This window comes from Streptomyces sp. NPDC005423, assembly GCF_040606415.1.
In the GTDB taxonomy this organism is placed as follows: Bacteria; Actinomycetota; Actinomycetes; order Streptomycetales; family Streptomycetaceae; genus Streptomyces.
The window spans coordinates 1-22,227 of record NZ_JBEXET010000020.1 but is presented as its reverse complement, the minus strand read 5'-3'; the positions used below and the strand labels follow the sequence as shown (position 1 = coordinate 22,227).

The window sequence follows — 22,227 nt, the reverse complement described above, 5'->3', positions numbered from 1 at the left end:
TCGTCAACTCCTATATCCAGGACGGCGGTTCGGTGATGGTGAGGATCACGGCCACGGCCGACCAGCCCGGAGCGCCGCCGAAGAGCAGGACGTGGTCACCCGCGTCGAGCCGCCCGGTGCGCAGCAGATGGTCGAGGGCGATGAACTGGTCGCTGGCCGAGGCGTGTCCGATCCCGCAGCCGAACTCCCACTGCGACCGGGAGACGTCCAGGCCCAGCGGGTCCATGACGCAGTTCCGGGTGGTCGCCTCGTCGCCGTTGGGCACGAGCACCCAGCGCAGGTCGGACACGTCGATGCCGGCCTCGCCCACGGCGGCGAGCGCCGTCTCGGAGCAGGCGTTCGCTATGCCGTCGGCGATGCTCACCCCGCCGTCCTCCCGCATGCTCTCGTTGAACCGCAGGCCCCGCTCCACCGGGTCGATCCGCCGGCCCGCGGACCCGGTGGGGGGAAACAGTGGCTCGTCGCCGCGCGCCATCGCCTCGAACTCCGGGTAGACCCGTGAGACGACGGCGTCGACGCGCGCGAATCCGGCGGTCGGGCTGACGACGACGGAGCTGGCCGCGTCGGCGGCTATCACGCCCATCGGCCCGCTGTCCCACCGGTTGAACAACGGTGAGTTGAAGTTGTCCGCCGTCGTCAGCAGGATGTCCGGCCGGCCCTCCGGCTGAAACGGAAGCAGACCGGCGGCCAGTTCGAGGCCGGTGAGCATGCTGTTGCACCCGTTGCGGATCTCGGTGCCGCCGGCCCCTGTGATGCCCAACTCCCGCATGATGTAGGCGGACGGCGACCACATCTCGGGCCCCTGGTAGAACGTGGAGCCGTGCAGCACCGTCCCGATCGCGGCGGCACCGCCGGGGGAGTGGTCGAGCGCCGTCCGCGCGGCCCGCACGGCCATGTCGGGCGGTGACTCCGCCCCGGCGATCAGAACGCTGCGCAGACCGCTCTCGGCGTGGACCGTGGCGTCGTACAGTCCCGAGGCGACCGCCTCGGACGCGGCGTAGGGGGTCGGCAACCAGCAGCCGAGGCCGGTGAGGAACACGTTCGCCGGCTTCATGCCGACGCCCGGTCGGCACTCATAGAGGTCAAGTCCCGTACCACGCGCGGGAACTGGGGGTCCTTCACGTCAATGCACCACTTTCTTCGAGGAGTCGGTCCGCAGCGGCGCCCAAGTCACCGGGGTACGGAGGTGCTGAACCCGTCCACCAGGCGGGTGAGCCGTTCGACGGTCAGTTCCGACAGGCCCCGCACGCCGAGGGCCACCGGTTCCCGCGTCGGGGCGACCGAGACCGTCACGCACCCGGCGGCGCGTCCCGAACGGAGCCCGGCGGACGAGTCCTCGACCACCACGCAGCGCTCCGGCGCGATGCCGAGCCGGGCCGCGGCGGTGCGGTACGACTCCGGGTCCGGTTTCGGGCGCCGCACCTCGTCGCCCGCCACAGTCACCGCGAACTCCGCCCCGCCGAGCGAGGGGAGGACGGCGTCCACCATCGCCCGGTACGAGGACGAGACCAGCGCGCACGGAACGCGCGCCCGTCCCAGCGCCCGGAGCAGGCCCTCGGCTCCGGGCAGCGGGGCGATCCCCAGGCGCAACCGGTCGAGCACGCGCTCGCTGACACGCCCGTACAGCTGCGCCGGGCTCATCGGCGAGGGCGAGAGACCGCACAGGCGGGTCAGGTTCTCGGCGACGCCACGTCCTCGCAGCGCCTCCGGTTGGATCGCCGCGGCCGGTACGCCGGACGCGCCGAGCACCGTCAACAGGGCCTCGTGCAGCAGCGGTTCGGTGTCCACCAGGGTCCCGTCCAGGTCGAAGAGCACCGCCCACGGCGGGCTCAGAACAGTGCCCGGGAGCTGAGGGACACCTTCATCTTTCCCAGCAGCGGGTGCCAGAGGTGGTCGGGGTCCGCCTCGACGGCGGCGATGAAATCACGCATCGCCGTCAGAGCGACCGGCTCCTTCTCGTCGTAGACGTCCCCCTGGAGCAGTTTCAGGACGTCGATCCGGTAGCGGGGGTCCTGGACGAAGGCGGTGAACAGGATGTTGAGGCGGTAGTAGATGGAGATGAACTCGTACCAGCTGGACACGCCGCGCCGCAGCTTCGTCACATAGTTCTCGAACCGGCCCGCGCTGAAGTCGCCGGCCTCCGCTGCGGCGATGATGTCGGCGCAGGCCAGCCGGGCGCTGTTCATGGCGACGCTGACCCCGCTGGAGAAGATGGGGTCGACGAACCGGGCGGCGTCGCCGACCATGACCATTCCGTCGTCGCACACCTTGCGCATGCCGTAGCTGTAGTCGCCCTCGGCCTTGAACGGGCGGACCCGTACGGCGCTCTTCAACGCGTCGTGCAGCAGCGGCCTGCTGGCGACCGAGTCCCAGAAGAAGCCTTCGAGATCGTCCTTGCCCTCCCTGAACCGCGCTTTCTGGGTGACGACCCCGACCGACGTGATCGTGTCGGTGATCGGTATCTGCCATACCCAGGTGTCGCTGAGCGGCAGGAAGTGGATGAAGATGTACTCGGCCTGGTTCCGGTCGTTCGCCAGGGCCTCCCGGTCGAGTCCCTCGAACCAGCTGTGCACGGCGTACTGGTTGAACACCGGGTCGGGCACCTTGACCTTGAGCTGGCGGCCCAGCAGGGTGCCGCGTCCGCTGGCGTCGACGACCATCCGCACCGCCACCTCCGCGGTCGTCCCGCCGAGGCCGACGCGTATCAGGGGTCGGGTGGGATCGGCGAAGTCCACGCCCCGCACCCGGACCCCGGAGAACACCTTCGCCCCCAGGCTCTCCGCGTGCTTGAGCAGGATGTGGTCGAACCGGCCGCGGTCGACGTGGAAGGTGTAGTCGCGGTCGACGCCGAGCTGATCGCGTTCGTTGAACAGCACGTCCGCGGCCCCGAGGCCGTGGTCGCTGACCTGGAAGCCGAGCGGGTCGACCCCGTCCGCGTTGGCCGACGTCCACGCGGCGCCGTACTTGCGCGGAAAGCCCGCCGCCTCGATCTTGTCCATGGCGCCGATCTCCAGCAGCACCGGAGTGGTCGCCGGGACCAGCGACTCGCCCACGTGCTCGCGGGGGAAGAACTCGCTCTCGAAGACGGCGACCGACAGGCCGGCCCTGGCCAGGTAGGAGGCGGCGGTGGAACCGGCCGGGCCGCCGCCGATGATGCCGATGTCGTAGTCGTGAGTCATCTGTTCTCCTGTCAGAGGGAGGCGGCCTGCGAGCGCAGCAGAGTGACCAGGTCGGTGATCGATTCCAGCGTGCGGAAGTGCTCACCGGTCATGTGCACGGGCGGCACGCGGACGCCGTACGTGGTGCGGATGTGCGCCAGCAGGCGTGCGGTGCGGACCGAGTCCAGCACTCCCAGCTCCAGCAGCTGACTGTCGGCGGTGATCAGGTCGGCTGACGTGCCCGGCACCAGCTCCTCCCGCACATAGCGGATCAACTCGTCGAGCAGCGCGGCGCGTTCGGGTTCCGTCACGATTCCTCCGGGTGTCGGGGTCGTGGCGACGCACGCGCCACGATGTATCTCGTCGGCAGTTCCAGCGGTCGCCCGTCGGGGGTGCGCTCCGTGGTGTGCAGGGGGATGTCGCTGTCGGCGACGACGTCGAATCCGTTGCCTTCGAAGAGCAGCCGCAGGGACCCGTCGTCGGCGGGGGCGACGCGGGCGCCGAAGTCGAAGTGGGCCGCCAGCCCGGCCGTCTTCGGCAGCCGTGCGCCGCCGGCGAGCAGTTCGGCGACGAACCAGCCCGTGCGTTCGGTCAGTTCCTGGGCGAACAGGATCCCGGACCCGCCGAGCAGGAGCCTGATCGTCGTCAGCATCCTGGTGCGGTCGTCCGGAGCGAGCTGGTGCAGCACCCCGCGCATATAGACGTTGACGTCGCCGAACTCCGCGCGCAGAGCCGCCGCGGTGTCCTGGTCGAGCAGGTCGGCGCGGCGGTAGGCGACGTTGGGCGCGGCGTGCGACGCGGCGGCCAGCTCCACCGCGGCCTCGGCGATGTCGAGTCCGACGACCCACCGGAAGTGCCGCGCCAGCCACCGCGTCTGCCGGCCGCTGCCGCACCCGATGTCGACCAGCGGCAGCGCGGGATCGGCGTGGTCGCGGAAGAGCGGCAGATGCCGCGCCGCGGTCAGCTGGGGCGAGGAGTCCCAGAGGGCGGCCCCGGGCTCGGCGGGCAGCGCCGACCAGAAGGCGTCCCAGACCGTGCCGGTCATGCGCCGACTCCCCGCGCCACCGGACCGCCGAGCGCGGCGCGGTCGACCTTCCCGTTCGGGGTGCGCGGAAAACCGCTGACCACATGCAAGGCGTCGACGGTCATGTACGGCGGCAGGTGGACCGCGCAGTGCCGTCGCAGCTCAGCGAGGTCGGGCGTACGACCGTGCTCGGGGACCACGAAGGCGTGCAGCCGGGCGGCCGGCCCTTCGCCGAGGACGAGCACCACGGCGTCGCGCACCGCCTCGTGCGAGCTGAGTACGCCGTCCACCTCGGCCGGCTCGATCCGGTAGCCGCGGACCTTCGCCATGTCGTCGACCCGGCCCCGGTACTCCAGCAGACCGTCGGCGTCGTACCGGGCGAGATCACCGGTGCGATACGGGCCGGCCTGGGGCTCCGCGCCCCAGTAGCCGAGCATCACGGTCGGCCCGCTGACCAGGAGTTCGCCGTCGTCCAGGGACACCGTGTCTCCGGCGACGGGCGATCCGATCGGGATGTCCGCGGCGCGCGCGAGGTCGGCGGCCGTCACCTCGTAGGAGGTGCACACGTTGGTCTCCGTCGGGCCGTACCAGTTGAGCATCCGCACATCGGGCCACCCGCGGCGCAGGTCCTTCAACCGCTTCAGCGGGAAACGCTCTCCGGCGAAGACGCATGCGCGCAGCGTCCCCGGCCCGCGCTCCAGCAGCTCGCCGTACTCGGCCATGAGCACCAGCGCGGACGGCACCGAGTACCAGACGGTGATGTGGCGATCCAGCAGGAAGTCGACCAGCGGCTCCGCGGCCTGGGCGAGGAGCTCCCCGATCAGGTGCACCGACGCGCCGGCCCGGAAGGCACCGTAGAGGTCGAAGACCGAGAGGTCGAAGCCGAACGCGGCGTGGTTCGACAGCCGGTCCGCCGCGGTGAGGTCCAGCTCCCGGCAGGCCCAGTCGACGAACGCGAGCCCGTTCCCGTGGCTCAGACAGACGCCCTTCGGCGTGCCCGTCGACCCCGAGGTGTACAGGATGTACGCCGGGTCGGTCGGTGCGACCGGATGATGCGCGGTGCCCGAGCCGGCCGGGGCCTCCCGGAGGAGCTCCGCGCAGGGTACGCAGACGGCGCCGGTGACCCGGTCACCGTGGTCCGTGACGATCAGCGCCGGGCGGGCGTCGGCGGCGATCCGGGCGACCCGCGCCCGGGGATTGCCGCGCGGGACGGGGACGTGGATCGCGCCGCACCGTAACACCGCCTGGGCGACGGCCACCGCGTCGGCCGTCTTGTCGGTCCACACCAGGACGCGGTCACCGGGCCGGACGCCGCGTCCGCGCAGCGCGGCCAGGTACGCGTCCGCACGCGCGTCGAGCGCGCCGTAGCTGAGGCCGGTGACGAGGTCGTGGACCGCGAGGGCGTCCGGTGTCCGGGCGGCCGCGTCGACCACCAGGCTGTACAGGCTCATAACCCCAACCCCCGTGCGATCAGCTGCCGTTGGATGTCGGACGTGCCGGAGAAGGTGGTGGCGGGAAGGGCGTCACGCACCTGCTCCTCGATCCCGTACTCCGTCAGGAAGGCGCGGCCCCCGAAGATCCGGCCGGCGTCGAGCGCGGTGGCGACCGCGGCTTCGGAGACGGCCAGTTTCGCCATGGCGACCCAGAGGGAGGGGTCCTGGCCGGTGTCGATCTCGGCGCAGGCACGGTAGAGCAGGAGGCGTCCGCTCTCCAGCCGCAGCTTCATGTCCGCCACCCGGTCCGCGACCGGCTGGAGATCGGCGAGCCGCTTCCCGAACTGCCGCCGTTCCCGCACGTGTTGGACGCATCGCCGGAGGAGACGCTCCTGCTGGCCCAGGTAGATCGCGAACAGACAGGACCGCTCCCACTGCATCGACGTCTGGAACACCAACTGCCCCTGACCGGGGCTTCCCAGCACCCGGTCGTCGGGTACGAAGCACTGGGTGAACCGCACCTCGCCGGCCTGGCAGGCCGCCAGCCCGGACTTCTCCATCGGCGCGCCCGCGACCAGACCGGGGGAGTCGCGGTCCACGGCGAACGCGGTGGAACCGAAGTACCCGCCGTCCGGATCCGTGGTCGCGTAGGTGACGTAGAGACCGGCGACCGGGCCGTTGCTGACGAAGCTCTTGACCCCGTCGAGGAGATATCCGCCGTCCACCTTGGTGGCCCGGGTCGACAGTCTGGAGACGTCCGATCCCGCCTCCGGTTCCGTCATGGCGTTCCCCGCGATCAGTTCACCCGCGCACAGGGCGGGCAGCAGCGCCTTCCGCGTCTTCGGGAGCGCGAACTCCACCACCGGCCGGACACAGGCGAAGAGATGGGCCGCGGCGGCGAACAACACACCGGTGTCCGCGCCGCCCTCGCTCGCGGCCTCGTAGAGGAGGGCCGTGTCGAGGGCGCCGAGGCCCGCACCGCCGTGCTTCTCCGGGACGGCCGCGCCGAGCAGTCCGAGGCCGGCCAGTTCCTGCCAGCCGTCCCGGTGGAATCCGCCGGGGGAAGAACCGGAGGGAAGGTCCCGAGCGGCCGCGCTGGTCCGCGCGTACCGCTCCTGTTGTTCAGCGCTCCGGCTGAAGTCCATGTGACGCCTTTCAGCAAGCGGTGGCCGGACGGGCGGAGGACCAGGGTGGCGTCTCGACGATCTCGATGACGGCGCACGCGATGTTCAGACCGGGTCCCACGCCGAGCATCAGGAAGTGGTCCCCGCGTCGTAGTTCGCCGGAGAGCAGCAACTGTTCGAGCGCCACCACCTGGTCGCTGGCACCGATGTGGCCGACGGTGCGCCCCTGTTCCCATGTCGAGAGGGACATCGGCAGACCGAGCGGGATCATCGCGCGTCCTTCGACGCGTTCCCGGGACCCGTTGGCGTAGGCGACGCGGGTGACGTCGTCCATGGTGATCCCGGCCTCGTCGAGGGTGCGGCCGATGAGTTCGTCCTGCGCCGCCACGAGTTTCAGGGGGCCTGCCGGGTCCCGGTCCGGGCCGTCGAGCCAGCGGTCCTTGGAGTCGCCGAAGTCGAGTTTGCCCGGCAGCCCGGCTCCCGGCGGAAACAGGGGTTCGGGCCCGCGGTGCATGGCCTCGTACCCGGGGAGGGTGACCGCGTTGACGGACTTGAGCCGGGCGAAACCCCTCCGCCGGCTGAGGACGACGGCGGAGCCGGCGTCGCCCATGACGAAGTGCGGGCTGAACCGCCAGCGTTCCAGCAGCTCCGACGTGAAGTTGTCCCCGGAGGTGACGAGAGCGGCCTCGTGCTCGGCGGAGGCCATGAGGTGACTGGCCGCCAGTTCCAGGGCGGAGAACATGCCCATGCAGCCCTGTCTGACCTCGGCCGCGGTGGCCCGGCCCGCGTCCATGTGCCGCTGCACGTAGTACTGCGGACACCAGCCGTGGGGGCCCTGGTACCAGACGCTGACGTAGAGCAGCAGGCTGAGGGACGCGGGATTCTGCCCGGCCCGTTCGAGCGCCTGCCGGCATGCCCGCACCGCCAATTCGGGCGCGGGGATATCGCCCGCGACGGTGACACTCGTGATTCCGTATTCCTCTGCCGCGGTCCGGTCGATCAGTCCCCGCTCGACCGCCCAGCCGATAGGAACGCGGTCCGGCAGAAAAGCCCCTAAGCCGCTGATCAGCACATCGGACGTCTGCATGGCCCGCCCCCGGATTCTCTCGGTCACCCATCGTTTCACATTGCTTGAGAAGCCGGTTTCGGCGCTCGATTCCGCGCCGCAGCCCGACGTGACAACGTTGCCCCGGCGGGAACGGAGAATGCCCCAGCGGGAACGGAGAAGGGGAAGAAGTGGTGGAACGCTGTCCTTGGAAAGGACTGCTACAGAACGTTCCCGTCTGGCAGGCCTCTGGCCTGTCAGGAATCGGGGGTGAGTACCGCGCCGTCTGAAGGAGGAGAGTTGCTTCTACTGAGCGCTGACACGCTCATGTGCTTAACCTCGGAATCCGTCGTGATCCGACGGATGGGCGGAATTCCTTAACGTAAGGGTGCACTCCGCTTCGGCGTGCGTCAAGACGGTGACATAAATAGGGAGGATGAAAGTAAAAAATTGGACCATAGGGGCAGAAATGATGTCGGAATCCGGCCATCGGGCGCCCGGTCGGTCGTCGGCGGCCCGCCGGAGTCGTCGGGGCGCACGGCGGAGAGCCGGAGGTGACCGCACCCCATCAGCCAAGCGGGCAGGCCGAGTTGGAGCTCGCGGACGGTGTCGTCGCGGCCTGAACGCGACGGAGTCCAGCACCGTCCGCATGCCGCACACGGGAGCTGCGGCAGGACGGTGCGAGTAACGGACCTCGCCCCACTTCGGCGCTCCAGCCGTGCCGCCCGGCGCATGCGTGTATCCGTAAATCCACGCGGACGACGCCTCGCGGCCAACCCTTTCCAAGGCCATATCGACAAGCCAACTCCGTCCTGGGAAGATGGCGACCGATCTGCTCCTCATCGCTGTTCGGACTGTTGTCGTCAGCTCGTCGCCAAGCTGTCGGAAGGGTGCGAAACGCAGACTCCTCATCCCGAGTTGACGGCCGCGCGTGCGTTCCGCACCCCGTTCGCGGTACGTGGCGGAGCGACTCAGGAGGACATGCCGCGCCCGGCATCAGAAACAGAAGTGGCCGCCGCCTGATTGGCGCCTCGGCGCGACAAATCGGAGGCAACGGTGGGCGGCCGTTCCCTCGACGTTTCCGTGACCGCGTTTCCCCCTGACGAGAAAGGCCGGCTCGGTTCCGACGCGCCGGATCCGCCTCCGCGCGCCCACCCGTCAATACGCGCGACGACTCCCCCACCCATTCCCCACCAGCCAATCTCTACCCGTGGCGATTCCTCATTCCCCGGGCCTGAGTCGCGTTCCAGAAAGGACACGTCATGGTGTTGGCCGCGGGGCCGGTGCCCGGCATCGGCAGTCATCAGATGCTGGTCTTCTTGTTGCAGGTCAGCGTTCTGCTTGCCGTCGCGCTGGCGCTGGGCAGGGTGGCCTCCCGGTTCGGGCTCCCCGCGGTGGTCGGTGAGCTGGCGGCCGGAGTGCTGCTCGGGCCGTCGGTCTTCGGGCACGTGCTGCCCGCCGCGTCCGGCTGGCTGCTGCCGCGCGAGACGGACCAGACGCAGCTGCTGGCGGCCGTGGCACAACTCGGCGTGCTGCTCCTGGTCGGGATCACCGGAGCCCACGTAGACCTGGATCTGCTCCGCAGCAGGAGCGGGGCCATCGGCTTCGTCAGTCTGGGCAGTGTCCTGCTGCCGCTCGGTCTCGGGTTCGGTCTCGGCTTCCTGCTGCCGCGCTCCCTGATGGGGCACAGCGCCGACCGGCCGGTCTTCGCGCTGTTCATCGGCGTCGCGGTCGCGGTGAGCGCACTGCCCGTCATAGCCAAGACCCTGCTCGACATGGGGCTGCTGCACCGCGACATCGGTCAGCTCATCGTCGGCTCGGCCGCCATCAGCGATGTCGTGGGCTGGCTGCTGCTGTCGATCGTGTCCGCCACGGTGACCCGGGGGCTGGGCACCTCGGTGGTCCTGGAGTCGCTCGCCTGTCTGCTCCTTGTGCTGGCGTTCACCGTGCTGGCCGCGCGGCCACTGGCCCGGACGGCGCTGGGACTGGCCGGACGTCCGGGCGCGCCGGAGGCAGGCGTCCCCGTGATCGTCGTACTGATCATGCTGTCCGCCGCAGGCACTCACGCGCTCGGCATGGAGCCCGTCCTGGGCGCCTTCCTGTGCGGCATCGTCGTGGGTTCCCTCGGTACGCCGGGCCGCAGGTCCCTGGACTCCATGCGGGTCTTCGTCATGTCGACGCTCGCCCCCTTGTTCCTGGCCAACGCGGGCCTCCAGGCGGACCTCTCCACCCTGCGCCACCGGACGGTGCTCCTCGCGGGGGCGGGCACGCTGGCGGTGGCCGTCGTCGCCAAGTTCGCCGGCGGTTACTGGGGTGCCCGGCTCGGCCGCCTGGACCGCCAGGAAGCGCTGGCGATCGGTGTCGGCCTGAACGCCCGCGGCGTCGTCGAGATCATCGTCGCCTCGGTCGGCCTCCATCTCGGCGTCCTGACCACCACCTCGTACACCATCGTCGTCCTCGTCGCGGTGGTGACCTCCGTCATCACCCCGCCGCTGCTGCGCCGCACCACACACCGGATGGCGACCACCGAGGCGGAGACCGCGAGGCAACGGCAGTTCACGGGGGCGTCCGACTGACGAACGCGCCGGCAGGGACGGATGGCCGTCCCCGGTCCGCCGGGCCGAACAGTCCCTGGGACGTCAGCGGCTGGTCGCTCGGTCCCGCAGGATCGCGCTGGTGACGACGTCGAAGAGGTGGTCGGTGCGGGCCGCGAACGCGGGTTGGTCGCTCACCCAGGCGAGCCCTCCGGCTATGGCGTACAGGTCGGTGCCGTCGATGTCGGTCCGGGCCGCGCCTTCGGCCTGGGCGCGCACGAGGAGCCGGGCGCCGGCCGCCTTCATCCCGACGCACGAGGCGTGAAGTGCCGATTCCGGGTCCTCGATGGCGGCCACCATGGACGCGATGACGCCCCGATAGTTGGCCGCGCACGCCACGAACTCGCGTAGCCAGGACGCGAGGGCGTCCCCGGCCGAGCCGGACACCTCCAGTTCGGCCGCTCGCGCCGTGAGGCCGTCGAAGCCCGTCCGGAGCAGAGCTTCGAGCAGGGTCTCGCGGGTGGGGAAGTGGCGATGCATCGTGCCCAGCCCGACACCCGCCCGGCGGGCGATGTCGCGGAGCGACGCACCGGCACCCTCCTCGGTCACGACGACGCTCGCGACCGCCAGCAACTGGTCGTAGTTCTTCTGGGCGTCAGCTCGCACGAGTCCTCTCCTTGCTAAGCGGGTCAGTGACCCGTATATTCGGATCGCTGACCCGTTTAGAGTAATCCACTTGCGTCGAAGGGCAAAGCAATGGCCAGGAACACGATGAAGGCGATTCGGTTGCACGAGCACGGCGGCCCGGAGGTGCTGCGCTACGAGGACGTCCCGGTGCCCGAGCCGAAGCCGGGTGAGGTCCTGGTCCGCGTGCACGCGGTGGGCGTCAACCCGCCCGACTGGTACCTGCGCGACGGACTGACCGTCATGCCCGTCGAGATGAGGCCGCGGATCGACCTGCCCGTCATCCCCGGAACGGATGTGTCGGGCGTCGTCGAGGCCGTCGCCGACGACGTGGACGGATTCTCCGTGGGCGACGAGGTCTACGGCATGATCCGGTTCCCCGGCTTCGACGGCAGCGCCTATGCCGAGTACGTGGTCGCCCCCGCGTCGGATCTGGCCCGCAAGCCCGCCGGCATCGACCATGTGCACGCTGCGGGAGCGCCCATGGCGGGGCTCACCGCATGGCAGTTCCTGCTCGAACTCGGCCACGACCATCCGTCACCGTTCCAGGCCGCCCGGCATCACCCGGTCCCCCTCGGCACAGACACGACGGTGCTCGTCAACGGCGCCGCGGGCGGAGTGGGGCACTTCGGAGTGCAGCTGGCGAAGTGGAAGGGCGCGCACGTCATCGCGGTGGCGTCAGGCGCGCACGAGTCATTCCTGCACAAGCTCGGCGCCGACGAGGTCATCGACTACAGCAGGACCCGCCCGGAAGAGGTCGCGCGCGACCTCGACCTCGTCCTCGACACCGTCGGCGGTCCCACCAGCCATCGCTTCCTGCGCACACTCAAGCGTGGTGGCGCACTGTTCCCCGTCTTCTTCGGCGAGTTCGACCCCGAGGAGGCCGCGAGGCTGGGCGTGACGGTATCGAGCACCCAGGTGCGCTCGAACGGTCCGCAGCTCGCAGAACTCGGACGCCTGCTCGACGCCGGCACCGTGCACGTCGCGATCGACAGCACCTTCCCGCTCGCGCAGGCCCGAGAGGCGCACGTACGAGCCGCCCGCGGCCACATCCAGGGCAAGATCGTGCTCACCGTCGCGTGAGAGCACGTCCCGCCCTTCCTCCGAGACCAGAACAGAACGAGGTCCGACGTGACGACGACCGCAGCACCCGGCTGGGCAAGCGCCTACCTCAAGGCAGTGCCCCCGGCGGGCGTAGATCTTGACCCCGCGGCGCGGTTCGCCGTGGAGCAGACGCTGATGCGCTATGCCTTCGCCTTGGACCAGCGCGACCTGACGGCGTTGGCGGACGTCCTGACCGAGGACGCCACCTGGACGTTCACGATCGCCGGCGAGGCCCAACTCGGCCCGCTGGTCGGCTCCGTGGCGATCCTCGACTTCGTACGAGCCGCGATGGACACGCAGACTGATCAGCGCAGGCACAACATCGTCAACGTCACCTTCTCCGACGCGGACGCGGACACGGTCGCGGTGCGGGCGTACCTGATGCTGACATCGAACGCGGGCGGGAGCCCGACCATCGTCACCACCGGTTTCTACACGTTCACGCTCAAGCGTGTCACCGGCGAGTGGCGCATCTCCCACCTGTTCCTCGGCATGGACAACGCCGCATAGCAGGCGTCGACCAGTGGCCGGGCGCGATCCGGCTGTGCCGGTGAACGGAAGTGGGCGTGGTCTCCGCCGGCTGACCGACCTCGGGCTCATGCCTGCCGGTAGCACCTGGCATCTCGCACCGATCGGCACCTGACCGGGAGGGGCTGTCCGGCCTGACGGCCGGACAGCCCCACACCAACGTCCTCATCGGCCTGCTAAACGTTGTCAGGCGTCACGCGTACCACGGTGAACGGCAGGTCGGGGTGATCGATCATCCACTGGAAGTTCACCACCAACAGGTCGCGACCGTCGAAAGCGGCGGTCGAGGGATGGTCCATGCCTTTGCCGTTGATCTTCCGGACGACCTCCAACCGGGCGTAGTCATGGGAGAGTCGGAGGATGCTGATCTCGCCCTCAGGGTGGTCGAGACTGGTGATGCTGTACAGATGGTCACCGCGCAGCAGCAGGCCGTCGGCGCCGATGTCACTCCCTCCGCCGAGGTCCATGTGCGTGATGACGCCTGTGCTGGTGCTGATGCGGTACAGGGCACGTGAGTTGGTGTCCGCCATCAGTACGTAGCGGCCGTCGGCAGTGACGACCACACCGTTGCCGTTGATGCCGTCCTCGTAAGTGACCTGCGTGCCTTCGAAGTCGACCGCCACGTGGAGTTCCTGGTCAACCTGTTCGCTCGCCAGTTGCGCCGCGGTGATCCGGTAGAGGGCCGGGTTGTAGGAGTCGGTGACGTAGGCGTCGCCGTCGGGAGCGATCGCGACGTCATTGACGAGGGTGTTCCTCGCGCCGGAATCGAAGACGTGCAGCAGCGCACCGCTACGGACGTCGTAGACGAAGACCTTGCCCGTGGCCCCGCCCGCGACGATCAGCCGGCCATGGCTGATCTTCATGCCGACCGCGGTGGTGCGGCCGTCCTCTCCGCCGGGCAGGAACACCTCCAGTTCGCGTCGATCCACCCGCCCGCGGTAGATCGCCCCGTCGTTCGTGCCGCTGACGAAGAAGTACGGGGTGCCGGCCTGGCGGGCAATGCCCTCGGGGTGGGTCTGCTCCCCGGGGACGATGTAGCGGTCGATGGCGCTCGGACGATGCGGTACGGCGTCCGCTGCTGAGGCCGAGCCGAGAACCAGGAGGGACGTTACGGCGGCCAAGGTGGCGCCGAGACGGCGACGGGCGATCTTTCTGGACATGGCGAACCTTCCGTGATGCGAGGACGTGACGGGGAGCGCGGACAGGGTGCGGGCACGCGCGCGTTCGGTGTCAGGGGCGGACGAGGATCTTGAGGTTCTCCCTGTCGGCCATCCGCTGGTAGCCGGCCGGGACGCCGGACAGGTCGGTGCTCACGTCGAAGACTTTTCCGGGTTCGATGAGACCGTCGAGGATGTCGGGCAGGAGAGCGCCGACGTAGGCCCGGGTGGGCGCGGGCCCGCCGACGAGACGGATGTTGCCCACGAACAGGCTGCCCAGCCCGATGGGGGCCTCCTCGTACTGGGGGACGCCGACGCGACTGATGGTGCCGCCGCGGCGCACCGCTCCGACGGCCTGGTCGTAGGCGTCGCGACTGCCGACCGCCTCGATGACGACGTGCGTGCCCTGCCCATCGGTGAGTTGGCGCAGCAGTGCGGTGCCTTCCTGGCCGCGCGCGGCGACGACGTCGGTGGCTCCGAACGCGCGGCCGAGGTCGGTGCGTGCCGTGTGCCGGCCCATGAGGATGATCCGCTCCGCACCCAGCCGCTTGGCGGCCAGTACCGACAGGAGGCCGACCGCACCGTCGCCGACCACCGTGACCGTGGAACCGGCCGCGACGCCTCCGGCGACCGCCGCGTGGTGGCCGGTGCCGAACACGTCGGAGAGCGTGAGCAGGGACGGCATCAGCGCCGAGTCGGCCGCGACGGGCAGCTTGACCAGCATGCCGTCGGCGAAGGGGACCCGTATCGCCTCGGCCTGGGCGCCCCCGTGCGGCCCGTTGCCCCAGATACCGCCGTGCACACAGGCGGTATGCAGACCTTCCCGGCAGTACTCGCACGTGCCGTCGCTGATGAACCACGGGGCGACGACCACGTCCCCCTTGCTGACGGTGGTGACCTCCGACCCGATGTCCTCGACGACACCGACGAACTCGTGCCCCATTCGGGCCGGGCCGCTGCCCGCCGGCATCGAGCCGTACGGCCACAGGTCGGTTCCGCAGATACAGGCGGCGGTGATGCGGACCAGAGCGTCGGTCGGCTCCGAAAGCACGGGATCGGGAACGTCCTCGACGCGGACGTCGCCGGCGCCGTACATCAGGGTTGCGCGCATGACGTGTTGCTCCTTGACGGGTGATGGGGGTGGGTCGACGCCCGTGACACAGAACCGGGTCGCGGGCCGCTGACCATGCAAGCGGTCCGTCCACGCCCGTGGCAGGGCCGGTTTATGGGGGTAGAAACGCGACCCCCTTCCAGACGTGCCGCCTGTGTACCGTGAACGCATGGAACGCGACTCCGCAGACGGTTCCGGGAACCGGGCCGACGTCCGGGACTTCCTGATCAGCCGCCGAGCCCGTATCACGCCGGATCAGGTCGGTTTCCCTGTGGCGGGCCGACGCAGGGTCCCCGGGCTGCGACGCGAGGAGGTCGCCGTTCTGGCGGGGGTCAGCACCGAGTGGTACGTGCGCTTGGAGAGGGGAAACATCAACGGCGTGTCCAGGGGAGTCCTCGAAGCCGTCGCCCGCGCCCTGCGACTGGACGACGAGGAGCGGACCTACCTGCTCGAACTGGCGCAGGCCGCCCGTTCCTCCGCCTCCGCACCTGGTCCCGAGCCGACCCCGCCGCTGCCGGCGAACATCCAGTGGCTGCTGGACGGCATGACACTCTCCGCCGCGATGGTCAGCGACAGCCGCCAGGACGTGCTGGCGGTCAACGCGCTGGGACGGGCCCTCTACGCGCCGCTCTTCGCCAGCGACACCAACCGCGATCACAGCCGAGCCAACCTGGCCCGATACCACTTCCTCGACCCCGGCGCCCAGGACTTCTATGGCAACTGGCACGAGACCGCCGACATGCTGGTCGCTTCACTGCGCGCCGAAGCCGGACGGAACCCGAACCACGAAAGCATCCGCGACCTCGTCGGTGAACTGTCCGACGCGAGCGCGGAGTTCCGGAAACGGTGGGCCAGCCACAACATCCTCATCCACCAACAGGGATCCAAGACGTTCCGGCATCCCCGCGCCGGCGAGCTGCGCCTCTCCTACCAGTCGATGGACTTGCCGATCTCCGCTCACATCGCGGTGCATGTCTGCACGTGCACGGCCGAACCCGGATCCGCCGCCGAAGATCTCCTGAAGCTGCTCGCCAGTTGGAACGCTCCCCTCCAGGCGAGGGACTCCCATTCCACCGATACGTGGAGATAGGGCATCGCCATCACTCTCCACGCCGCGGCCCTCGGCTCGTGGACCGCTCAAGCTGATGTGCCGGCCCGTCGAGTGCTACCTCGAGGTGGGCAGGTGCGGGGAGCGGAGCACGAGCAGGGTGATCTCGCTGGGGGCGAAGACGCGGAACGGCGGGCCCCAGAAGCCGGTGCCGCGGCTGGTGTAGAGGAGGGTGCGGAGGCCGTGCCGGCTGAGGCCGGCGAGGGCGGGCTGGTCGATGCGGACCAGGTGGTGAAAGGGCCAGATCTGGCCGCCGTGGGTGTGGCCGGAGAGCTGGAGGTCGACGCCGTGGGCTGCCGCCCGGTCGATGAACTTGGGCTGGTGTGCCAGGAGCAGGACGGGCAGGTCGGGATCGGCGCCGTGCAGGGCTCCGGCGAGATGGGCGCGGTGGCCTGCCAGGCCGGAGGACTCGGCGGTGACGTCGTCCACGCCGGCGACCACGAGGGTGTCGCCTCCGCGTTCCAGTAGCAGATGGCGGTTGCGCAGCGGTTCCCAGCCCAGCTCGTCCATCAGGTCGACCCAGCCCTGGGCCTCGCTGTAGTACTCGTGGTTGCCGGTGACGTAGACCCGGGCGTTGGTGGCCCGCACGGTTCCGAGCGGGGCGGCCTGCGCGCGGCGGCGTTCGGCGGTGCCGTCCGCGATGTCGCCGGTGTGGCAGACCAGGTCGGCTTCCAGGGTGTTCACCGTCTCGCAGACCCGTTCCGACCAGCGCGTGCGATCGAGGGGACCGTAGTGGGTGTCGGTGATGAGGACGACGCGGGTGCCGTCCAACCCGGCACCGAGCCGCGGGAGTTGCACATCGAGTCGGCGCACGCGTGGCACGCGGCGGGCTTCGGCGTAACCCCAGACGAGTAGGACGGCGGTTATGCCGAGGACGGCCCAGGTGACGATCCGGGCGCGGTCCTGGCTCTCGCCGACGCCGGTCACGGTCAGGGCGAGCCGCAGGAGGACACCGAGCAGGACGGACCAGGTGAACAGGACCCAGCTGGTGCCCAGCAGGGTGTCACCGACGATCGCCGCCCGGTCCTGCTGGCGTCGGCCGTGGCCGCGGCCCATCGCGAGCGGCATACCGACGAGGCCGAGGGCGAACAGGGCGGTGCCGGCGAGCGTGACGGGCAGCGGCCAGTGCTGGCCGCTGTGCAGGAGCACCCAGCAGGGCACGGCCCACAGCAGGACGGGGGCGATCAGGGGGAGGTAGCGCATCAGGCGGTGCAGTCGGCTCTGCCGCGGAGCCTGCGCCTCGCTGTCGGCGGGTCGGGTGCTGCTGGTGTCGGTCACGCTTGCCCTCTCTGCCCAGGCTGCCGTCTCGCGCACTGTATCCGGCCTGCACCCCAAGGGATCGCGCGAGGAGCGCGCGGGGCAACCGACGGCCCCCCGATCACGCCTACGCCGACTCCCGCAGCCTCAACTCCGCGCCCACCACGAGTCGGTCACGGCCGAGCGGGGTCTCGCCGGTCAGCAGTCGCGCCGTCTGTTCCACCACGAGGGCGCCGAGTCCTCGGGTGTCCAGGGCCACGGTGGACAGCGGCGGCTCGACGAGCGCGCCCAGCTGGAGGCCGTCGAAACCGATCACCGCGAGGTCGCGGGGGACCACGCGGCCGAGCCTGCGTGCCGCGCGCAGCGCGCCTATGGCGACGATGTCGTTGAAGGCGAACACGGCGGTCACGTCCGGGTGCCGGGCGAGGAGATCCTTCAGCGCGGCCTCCCCGCCCTCCACGCTCTGGTCGGCGCGGCTCACCGAGCCGGCGTCGAGCCCGCAGGCGGCCATTGCGTCGGCGAACCAGGCGTGGCGGACGCTGGGCTCGGAACGGCCGGCGTGGTCGAGCATGCCGATGCGCCGGTGGCCCGCCTCGGCGAGGTGCGCGATGGCCGCGCGGACGCCCTGCTCGCCGTCGATCCGGATGGAGCTGAACCGCTCGGTGCTGAGCTCCCGGTCGATGAGCACGACGGGCAGCCCGCGGGCCAGCCTGTCGATCTCGTCCTCCGGTTGACTCAAGTAGCCGACCACGGCGTCGACTTGGGAGGCGATCACCTGGAGCGTGGCGCGCTCCTCCTCGACGCGGTCACCGGTGCCGTAGACGACGACGTGCCAGCCGCGGGACCTGGCGGCGTCCAGAGCCGCCGCGGCGACCTCGGTGAAGAAGGGGTTGAGGAGGTCGGGGATGACCAGCCCGACGCTGATGGTGTCCTGTCGTACGAGCCCTCGGGCGAACCTGCTGGGGCGGTAGCCCAGGGCGAGCGCGGCGTCGAGGACGCGCTGCTTGGTGGTGACGTCGATCTCGCCCTTGTCGTTGAGCGCCCGCGACACCGTCTGCCGGGAGACTCCGGCGGTCCGGGCCACATCGTGAATCGTCACTCTGCGGGGTCCGGTCCCCGACGACGCCATCACTTACCTCCGTACTGGGCCGACGCGAGCGCGCCGTAGGGAGACCGAGTATGCCCCGCACCGAAGCCGCGGTGCGACCTCGGCGCCGGGTACCCGACGGTCATATCCGGCCCGGCGGCCGGGGCGGTCGGGAGCGTCGCTCCGGTGGTCAGAGGGGCCATGGGCTGCTCCGTAACCGGTCGGACCCGTCGGCGACTCGTAAGTCTTGACACTCGGCCGTGGATCGGCGCAAACTCCGAACCACTCCGTACCACGCTCCCGTGAGCGCTCCCGTGAGCGTTCACGTGAACGCTCACGGAGCATCTCCCACCAGAAGGCCTCCCCGCCTGAGCTGTCAACGTCGACCCGCCTGGCGCCGCCGCTAGGCGTCCTCTGGAACGGAAGACATGAGCAAGACAGTCACGCGCACCCGTCTCGCCGCCGCCGTGTCGGCAGCGGCCCTCGTCGCACTCGCCGGGTGTTCGTCGCCCCCCCGTCGGGCAAGGCGTCCGCGACCGAGGTGCGGCTGACCGCGATGAGCGCCACCGGGACGGTCGTTCGGGTCACCGGGGCGTTCACCGAGGCGACGACGGTCGACCTGCTCGGCCGCCCACTGGCCGCCGAGCCGGTCGCCGACGGACTCGAACTCGCCCTCGGTCCCTGGGAGATCCGCACCGTCTTCCTCCGCTAGCCCGCCCGAAGCCCCAACCCCAACCCCAACCCCCACTGCCACCACGAAAGTTGTGACGTCTTGCCCACCGAGCCCTCCGCGTACGTTTCGGACCCCTCACCCGCGCGCGGCGCGCTGCGCCCGGCCCGCTCGTGGCTGCACTCCGACGCTCCCTCGCTCTCCCTCGACGGAGCCTGGCGCTTCCGGCTGTCGGCCACCGCCTCGGTGGCCGAGGACTTCGCGGCCGAAGCCTTCGACGACGACGCCTGGGACAGCATCCCGGTGCCGTCCCACTGGGTGCTGAAAGGCGACGGCGCCCACGGCCGGCCGATCTACACCAACATCCGGTATCCGTTCCCGATCGACCCGCCGCACGTCCCGGACGAGAACCCCACCGGCGACTACCGGCGTCACTTCGTCCTGCCCGCCGACTGGTCGGGCGCCGAGCGGATCGTGCTGCGCTTCGACGGCGTGGAGTCGCTCTTCCGGGTCTGGGTCAACGGTGTCGACATCGGCAGCGCGAGCGGCAGCCGGCTGGCCCACGAGTTCGACGTCTCCGGGGCGGTGCGTCCGGGCGACAACGTCGTCGCGGTCCGGGTCCACCAGTGGTCGGCGGCCAGCTATGTCGAGGACCAGGACCAGTGGTGGCTGCCGGGCATCTTCCGCGACGTCACGCTGACCGGCCGGCCGGCCGGCGGCATCGAGGACGTCTGGCTGCGGACCGGGTTCCACGACGGGCACGGACACGTCGAGGCGGAGGTCACCGCCGAGGCGTCGGCGTTCCCGGTCACCCTGCGCATCCCCGAACTCGGCGTCGAGCAGGTCTGGACAACCCCCGCCGAAATGAACGTGGTTGACGTCGGCGCGGTGCGGCCGTGGTCGGCCGAGCGGCCCCGCCTGTACGACGCCACCGTGTCGACGGCGGCGGAGAGCGTCGCGCTGCGGCTGGGCTTCCGTACGGTCGAGATCCGCGGCGACCAATTCCTGGTCAACGGCGCCCGGGTCGTCTTCCACGGCGTCAACCGCCACGAGGCGCACCCCGTGCGCGGCCGGGTCTTCGACGAGGAGCACGCCCGCGAGGACCTGGCCCGCATGAAGCGGTTCAACGTGAACGCCATCCGCACCAGCCACTACCCGCCGCACCCGCGCCTGCTCGACCTCGCCGACGAACTCGGCTTCTGGGTGGTGCTCGAATGCGACCTGGAGACGCACGGCTTCGAAGGCGGCGGCTGGGTCGGCAACCCGAGCGACGACCCGGCGTGGCGCGACGCGTACCTCGACCGCGTCCGGCGGACGGTCGAGCGGGACAAGAACCACCCGAGCATCGTGATGTGGTCCCTCGGCAACGAGTCGGGCACCGGCAGCAACCTCGCCGCGATGTCGGCCTGGGTGCACGCCCGGGACGCCGGACGGCCGGTGCACTACGAGGGCGACTACACCGGCGAGTACACCGACGTGTACTCCCGTATGTACGCCTCGGTGCCGGAGACCGAGGCGATCGGCACCGACGGCTCCGGCCCGCCGCTGCTGAACTGCACCCCCGCGCAGAGCGCCCGGCAGCGCGCCAAGCCGTTCCTGCTGTGCGAGTACGCCCACGCCATGGGCAACGGGCCGGGCTCGCTCGACCAGTACGAGGCGCTGGTGCGTGCACACCCGCGGCTGCACGGCGGGTTCGTCTGGGAGTGGCGCGACCACGGCATCCTGGCGACGACGGCGGACGGTACCCAATACCACGCCTACGGGGGCGACTTCGGCGAGGTCGTGCACGACGGCAACTTCGTCATGGACGGCATGCTGTTGAGCGACGACGTCCCGACGCCGAGCCTGCACGAGTACAAGGCGGTCGTACAGCCGCTCCGTTTCGTCTTCGACGGCGACCAGGTCGCGGTGACCAGCCTGCGGCACTCGGCGGACACGTCCGACCTGCGCTTCCGCTGGCGCGTCGAGCACGACGGAAAGCCGGTGGCGGACGGGGAGTTGGAGGTCCCGGTGGTCGCGGCGGGAGAGTCGGTCCGGGTGTCTCTCCCGCCGGTGCCGGTGGCGCACGAGGGCGAGACCTGGCTGACGATCGACGCGGTACTTGCGGAAGCCGCGCCCTGGGCCCCCGCGGGCCATGTGGTGGCCACCGCCCAGGCCGACCGTTCACCGCGCGTCCCCGCGCCCGCCGTTCGGCACCGGACGGGCTGGCGCCCCGACGGTGGCACGCTGACGCTCGGCGGAGCCGAGTTCGTGGACGGCGTCCTCGTGCGCCTCGCCGGCCGCGCCGTGTCCGGTCCGCGACTTGAGCTGTTCCGCGCCCCGACCGACAACGACGAGAGCCCCTCGGACGGGGTCGGGGACAGTGACGCGAGTCTGCCGGGGGTGTCCAGCGCCGAGTTGTGGCGGCGCGACGGTCTCGACCGGCTGACCGCACGCCGGATCTCGGTGGAGCGGACAGCGGACGCGCTGCGCACGCTCGACAAGGTAGCCGCGGCGGACTCCGCGCTGTTCGTCATGGTGGAGTCCGAGTGGTCGCTCGAAGCCGAAGCGGGCGCACTCCGACTTCGCGTGGAGACAAGCCCGTCGAGCGGCTGGAGCACCGTGTGGCCGCGGATCGGCATCCGCTTCGACCTGCCCGACGGCGCGGCACCCGTCGACGGCGCCGAGTGGTTCGGGCTGGGCCCGGCGGAGTCGTACCCGGACAGTCTGCGGGCGGCGCGCACCGGTCTCTTCTCCGCCCGCGTGGAGGACCTCTCGGTCGACTACGCGCGGCCCCAGGAGACCGGCCACCGGTCGGGCCTGCGCCGGCTGAAGCTCACCAGCGGAGGTGTGGAGGTGCTGCTGATCGAGGCGCTGCCCGACGCACGGGGGCGGCGGCCCGGCTTCACACTCAGCCGTCACACGCCCCAGGAGCTCGCCCGGGCGGCCCACCCGTACGAACTCCCCGTCTCGACGACGAGCCGGCTGACCCTCGACGCGGCGCAGCACGGCCTCGGTTCGCGGTCGTGCGGCCCCGACGTACGGCCCCAGTTCGCGCTGCGGCCGGAGGCCCGCACGATCAGTCTGCGCATCACGGCGGGCTGACCTGCCCGGTCGGTCCCCCCGTGAGACCGGGTCGTCGGGGGGCGGAAGCGTCGCCTACGCGGTGCCGATCGTGGACAGCACCGCGGGCCACTCGCTGACGACGGTGTGCACGGTCGTCG

Annotated in this window: 19 protein-coding genes; 6 read left to right on the top strand and 13 right to left on the bottom strand. The window is 70.6% G+C overall.

Annotated features, from left to right (window positions below; translation table 11 throughout):
• Positions 1 to 10: 10 nt before the first annotated feature.
• The 8 genes from ABZT12_RS21480 to ABZT12_RS21445 all read right to left on the bottom strand — a co-directional run bounded on the left by ABZT12_RS21480 (position 11) and on the right by ABZT12_RS21445 (position 7,853).
• Positions 11 to 1,054, bottom strand: a complete 1,044-nt coding sequence (locus tag ABZT12_RS21480; RefSeq protein WP_356386737.1) for a ketoacyl-ACP synthase III family protein — start codon at positions 1,052 to 1,054, stop codon at positions 11 to 13.
• A 116-nt stretch (positions 1,055 to 1,170) separates the two neighbouring features.
• On the bottom strand, positions 1,171 to 1,815 hold the full coding sequence (locus ABZT12_RS21475) for an HAD family phosphatase (RefSeq protein WP_356386734.1): 645 nt from the start codon (positions 1,813 to 1,815) through the stop codon (positions 1,171 to 1,173).
• A gap of 14 nt (positions 1,816 to 1,829) precedes the next feature.
• On the bottom strand, positions 1,830 to 3,179 hold the full coding sequence (locus ABZT12_RS21470) for an NAD(P)/FAD-dependent oxidoreductase (RefSeq protein ID WP_356386731.1): 1,350 nt from the start codon (positions 3,177 to 3,179) through the stop codon (positions 1,830 to 1,832).
• Positions 3,180 to 3,190: 11 nt separating this feature from the next.
• A complete protein-coding gene (locus tag ABZT12_RS21465; protein WP_356386728.1) occupies positions 3,191 to 3,469 on the bottom strand; it encodes an acyl carrier protein in 279 nt (92 codons plus the stop codon).
• Entirely contained in the window at positions 3,466 to 4,203 is a 738-nt protein-coding gene (locus ABZT12_RS21460; RefSeq protein WP_356386725.1) for a class I SAM-dependent methyltransferase, read from the bottom strand. The genes ABZT12_RS21465 and ABZT12_RS21460 overlap by 4 nt, the downstream gene beginning before the upstream one ends.
• Positions 4,200 to 5,633, bottom strand: coding sequence for an AMP-binding protein (locus ABZT12_RS21455; RefSeq protein WP_356386722.1), 1,434 nt, complete (start codon positions 5,631 to 5,633; stop codon positions 4,200 to 4,202). The genes ABZT12_RS21460 and ABZT12_RS21455 overlap by 4 nt, the downstream gene beginning before the upstream one ends.
• Positions 5,630 to 6,760 carry an acyl-CoA dehydrogenase family protein gene (locus ABZT12_RS21450; protein ID WP_356386720.1) on the bottom strand — a complete coding sequence of 377 codons (1,131 nt, stop codon included), beginning with the start codon at positions 6,758 to 6,760 and terminating at the stop codon, positions 5,630 to 5,632. Before ABZT12_RS21450 ends, ABZT12_RS21455 begins: the two co-directional genes overlap by 4 nt.
• Before the next feature lie 10 nt (positions 6,761 to 6,770).
• On the bottom strand, positions 6,771 to 7,853 hold the full coding sequence (locus tag ABZT12_RS21445) for a ketoacyl-ACP synthase III family protein (RefSeq protein WP_356386717.1): 1,083 nt from the start codon (positions 7,851 to 7,853) through the stop codon (positions 6,771 to 6,773).
• 1,193 nt (positions 7,854 to 9,046) lie between these two features.
• Here ABZT12_RS21445 and ABZT12_RS21440 point away from each other — a divergent pair.
• Positions 9,047 to 10,360, top strand: coding sequence for a cation:proton antiporter (locus ABZT12_RS21440; protein WP_356386714.1), 1,314 nt, complete (start codon positions 9,047 to 9,049; stop codon positions 10,358 to 10,360).
• Positions 10,361 to 10,423: 63 nt separating this feature from the next.
• Here the strand turns inward: ABZT12_RS21440 and ABZT12_RS21435 are convergent, their stop codons facing one another.
• Positions 10,424 to 10,984: a TetR/AcrR family transcriptional regulator gene (locus ABZT12_RS21435; RefSeq protein ID WP_356386711.1), complete on the bottom strand. Its 561-nt coding sequence runs from the start codon at positions 10,982 to 10,984 to the stop codon at positions 10,424 to 10,426.
• Positions 10,985 to 11,074: 90 nt separating this feature from the next.
• On the opposite strand from ABZT12_RS21435, the gene ABZT12_RS21430 reads away from it, so the two are divergent.
• A complete protein-coding gene (locus tag ABZT12_RS21430) occupies positions 11,075 to 12,085 on the top strand; it encodes an NADP-dependent oxidoreductase (RefSeq protein ID WP_356386707.1) in 1,011 nt (336 codons plus the stop codon).
• A 48-nt stretch (positions 12,086 to 12,133) separates the two neighbouring features.
• Positions 12,134 to 12,616: a nuclear transport factor 2 family protein gene (locus ABZT12_RS21425; protein WP_356386704.1), complete on the top strand. Its 483-nt coding sequence runs from the start codon at positions 12,134 to 12,136 to the stop codon at positions 12,614 to 12,616.
• Positions 12,617 to 12,810: 194 nt separating this feature from the next.
• Here ABZT12_RS21425 and ABZT12_RS21420 read toward each other — a convergent pair whose 3' ends face one another.
• The gene (locus ABZT12_RS21420; protein WP_356386701.1) at positions 12,811 to 13,794 is read right to left on the bottom strand and encodes an SMP-30/gluconolactonase/LRE family protein; all 984 of its coding nucleotides are present in this window, start codon (positions 13,792 to 13,794) and stop codon (positions 12,811 to 12,813) included.
• Positions 13,795 to 13,864: 70 nt separating this feature from the next.
• Entirely contained in the window at positions 13,865 to 14,902 is a 1,038-nt protein-coding gene (locus tag ABZT12_RS21415; RefSeq protein WP_356386698.1) for an alcohol dehydrogenase catalytic domain-containing protein, read from the bottom strand.
• 169 nt (positions 14,903 to 15,071) lie between these two features.
• Between ABZT12_RS21415 and ABZT12_RS21410 the strand changes: the two genes are divergently transcribed.
• Entirely contained in the window at positions 15,072 to 15,992 is a 921-nt protein-coding gene (locus ABZT12_RS21410) for a helix-turn-helix transcriptional regulator (RefSeq protein WP_356386695.1), read from the top strand.
• Positions 15,993 to 16,067: 75 nt separating this feature from the next.
• Here ABZT12_RS21410 and ABZT12_RS21405 read toward each other — a convergent pair whose 3' ends face one another.
• Complete coding sequence (locus tag ABZT12_RS21405) at positions 16,068 to 17,288, bottom strand: metallophosphoesterase (protein WP_356386692.1); 1,221 nt, start codon at positions 17,286 to 17,288, stop codon at positions 16,068 to 16,070.
• A gap of 106 nt (positions 17,289 to 17,394) precedes the next feature.
• The gene (locus ABZT12_RS21400; protein WP_356386689.1) at positions 17,395 to 18,396 is read right to left on the bottom strand and encodes a LacI family DNA-binding transcriptional regulator; all 1,002 of its coding nucleotides are present in this window, start codon (positions 18,394 to 18,396) and stop codon (positions 17,395 to 17,397) included.
• 457 nt (positions 18,397 to 18,853) lie between these two features.
• Here ABZT12_RS21400 and ABZT12_RS21395 point away from each other — a divergent pair, with 457 nt between their 5' ends.
• Both ABZT12_RS21395 and ABZT12_RS21390 read left to right on the top strand, forming a co-directional pair.
• Positions 18,854 to 19,066: a glycosyl hydrolase-related protein gene (locus ABZT12_RS21395; protein ID WP_356386686.1), complete on the top strand. Its 213-nt coding sequence runs from the start codon at positions 18,854 to 18,856 to the stop codon at positions 19,064 to 19,066.
• 60 nt (positions 19,067 to 19,126) lie between these two features.
• Complete coding sequence (locus ABZT12_RS21390; protein ID WP_356386683.1) at positions 19,127 to 22,108, top strand: glycoside hydrolase family 2 TIM barrel-domain containing protein; 2,982 nt, start codon at positions 19,127 to 19,129, stop codon at positions 22,106 to 22,108.
• Positions 22,109 to 22,227 lie beyond the last annotated feature (119 nt).

Bases quoted from the DNA above. Each gene is read 5' to 3' on its own strand.
- ABZT12_RS21480 (WP_356386737.1), bottom strand. From the start codon at position 1,054: ATGAAGCCGGCGAACGTGTTCCTCACCGGCCTCGGCTGCTGGTTGCCG.
- ABZT12_RS21470 (WP_356386731.1), bottom strand. From the start codon at position 3,179: ATGACTCACGACTACGACATCGGCATCATCGGCGGCGGCCCGGCCGGT.
- ABZT12_RS21460 (WP_356386725.1), bottom strand. From the start codon at position 4,203: ATGACCGGCACGGTCTGGGACGCCTTCTGGTCGGCGCTGCCCGCCGAG.
- ABZT12_RS21455 (WP_356386722.1), bottom strand. From the start codon at position 5,633: ATGAGCCTGTACAGCCTGGTGGTCGACGCGGCCGCCCGGACACCGGAC.
- ABZT12_RS21450 (WP_356386720.1), bottom strand. From the start codon at position 6,760: ATGGACTTCAGCCGGAGCGCTGAACAACAGGAGCGGTACGCGCGGACC.
- ABZT12_RS21440 (WP_356386714.1), top strand. From the start codon at position 9,047: ATGGTGTTGGCCGCGGGGCCGGTGCCCGGCATCGGCAGTCATCAGATG.
- ABZT12_RS21430 (WP_356386707.1), top strand. From the start codon at position 11,075: ATGGCCAGGAACACGATGAAGGCGATTCGGTTGCACGAGCACGGCGGC.
- ABZT12_RS21420 (WP_356386701.1), bottom strand. From the start codon at position 13,794: ATGTCCAGAAAGATCGCCCGTCGCCGTCTCGGCGCCACCTTGGCCGCC.
- ABZT12_RS21415 (WP_356386698.1), bottom strand. From the start codon at position 14,902: ATGCGCGCAACCCTGATGTACGGCGCCGGCGACGTCCGCGTCGAGGAC.
- ABZT12_RS21410 (WP_356386695.1), top strand. From the start codon at position 15,072: ATGGAACGCGACTCCGCAGACGGTTCCGGGAACCGGGCCGACGTCCGG.
- ABZT12_RS21400 (WP_356386689.1), bottom strand. From the start codon at position 18,396: ATGGCGTCGTCGGGGACCGGACCCCGCAGAGTGACGATTCACGATGTG.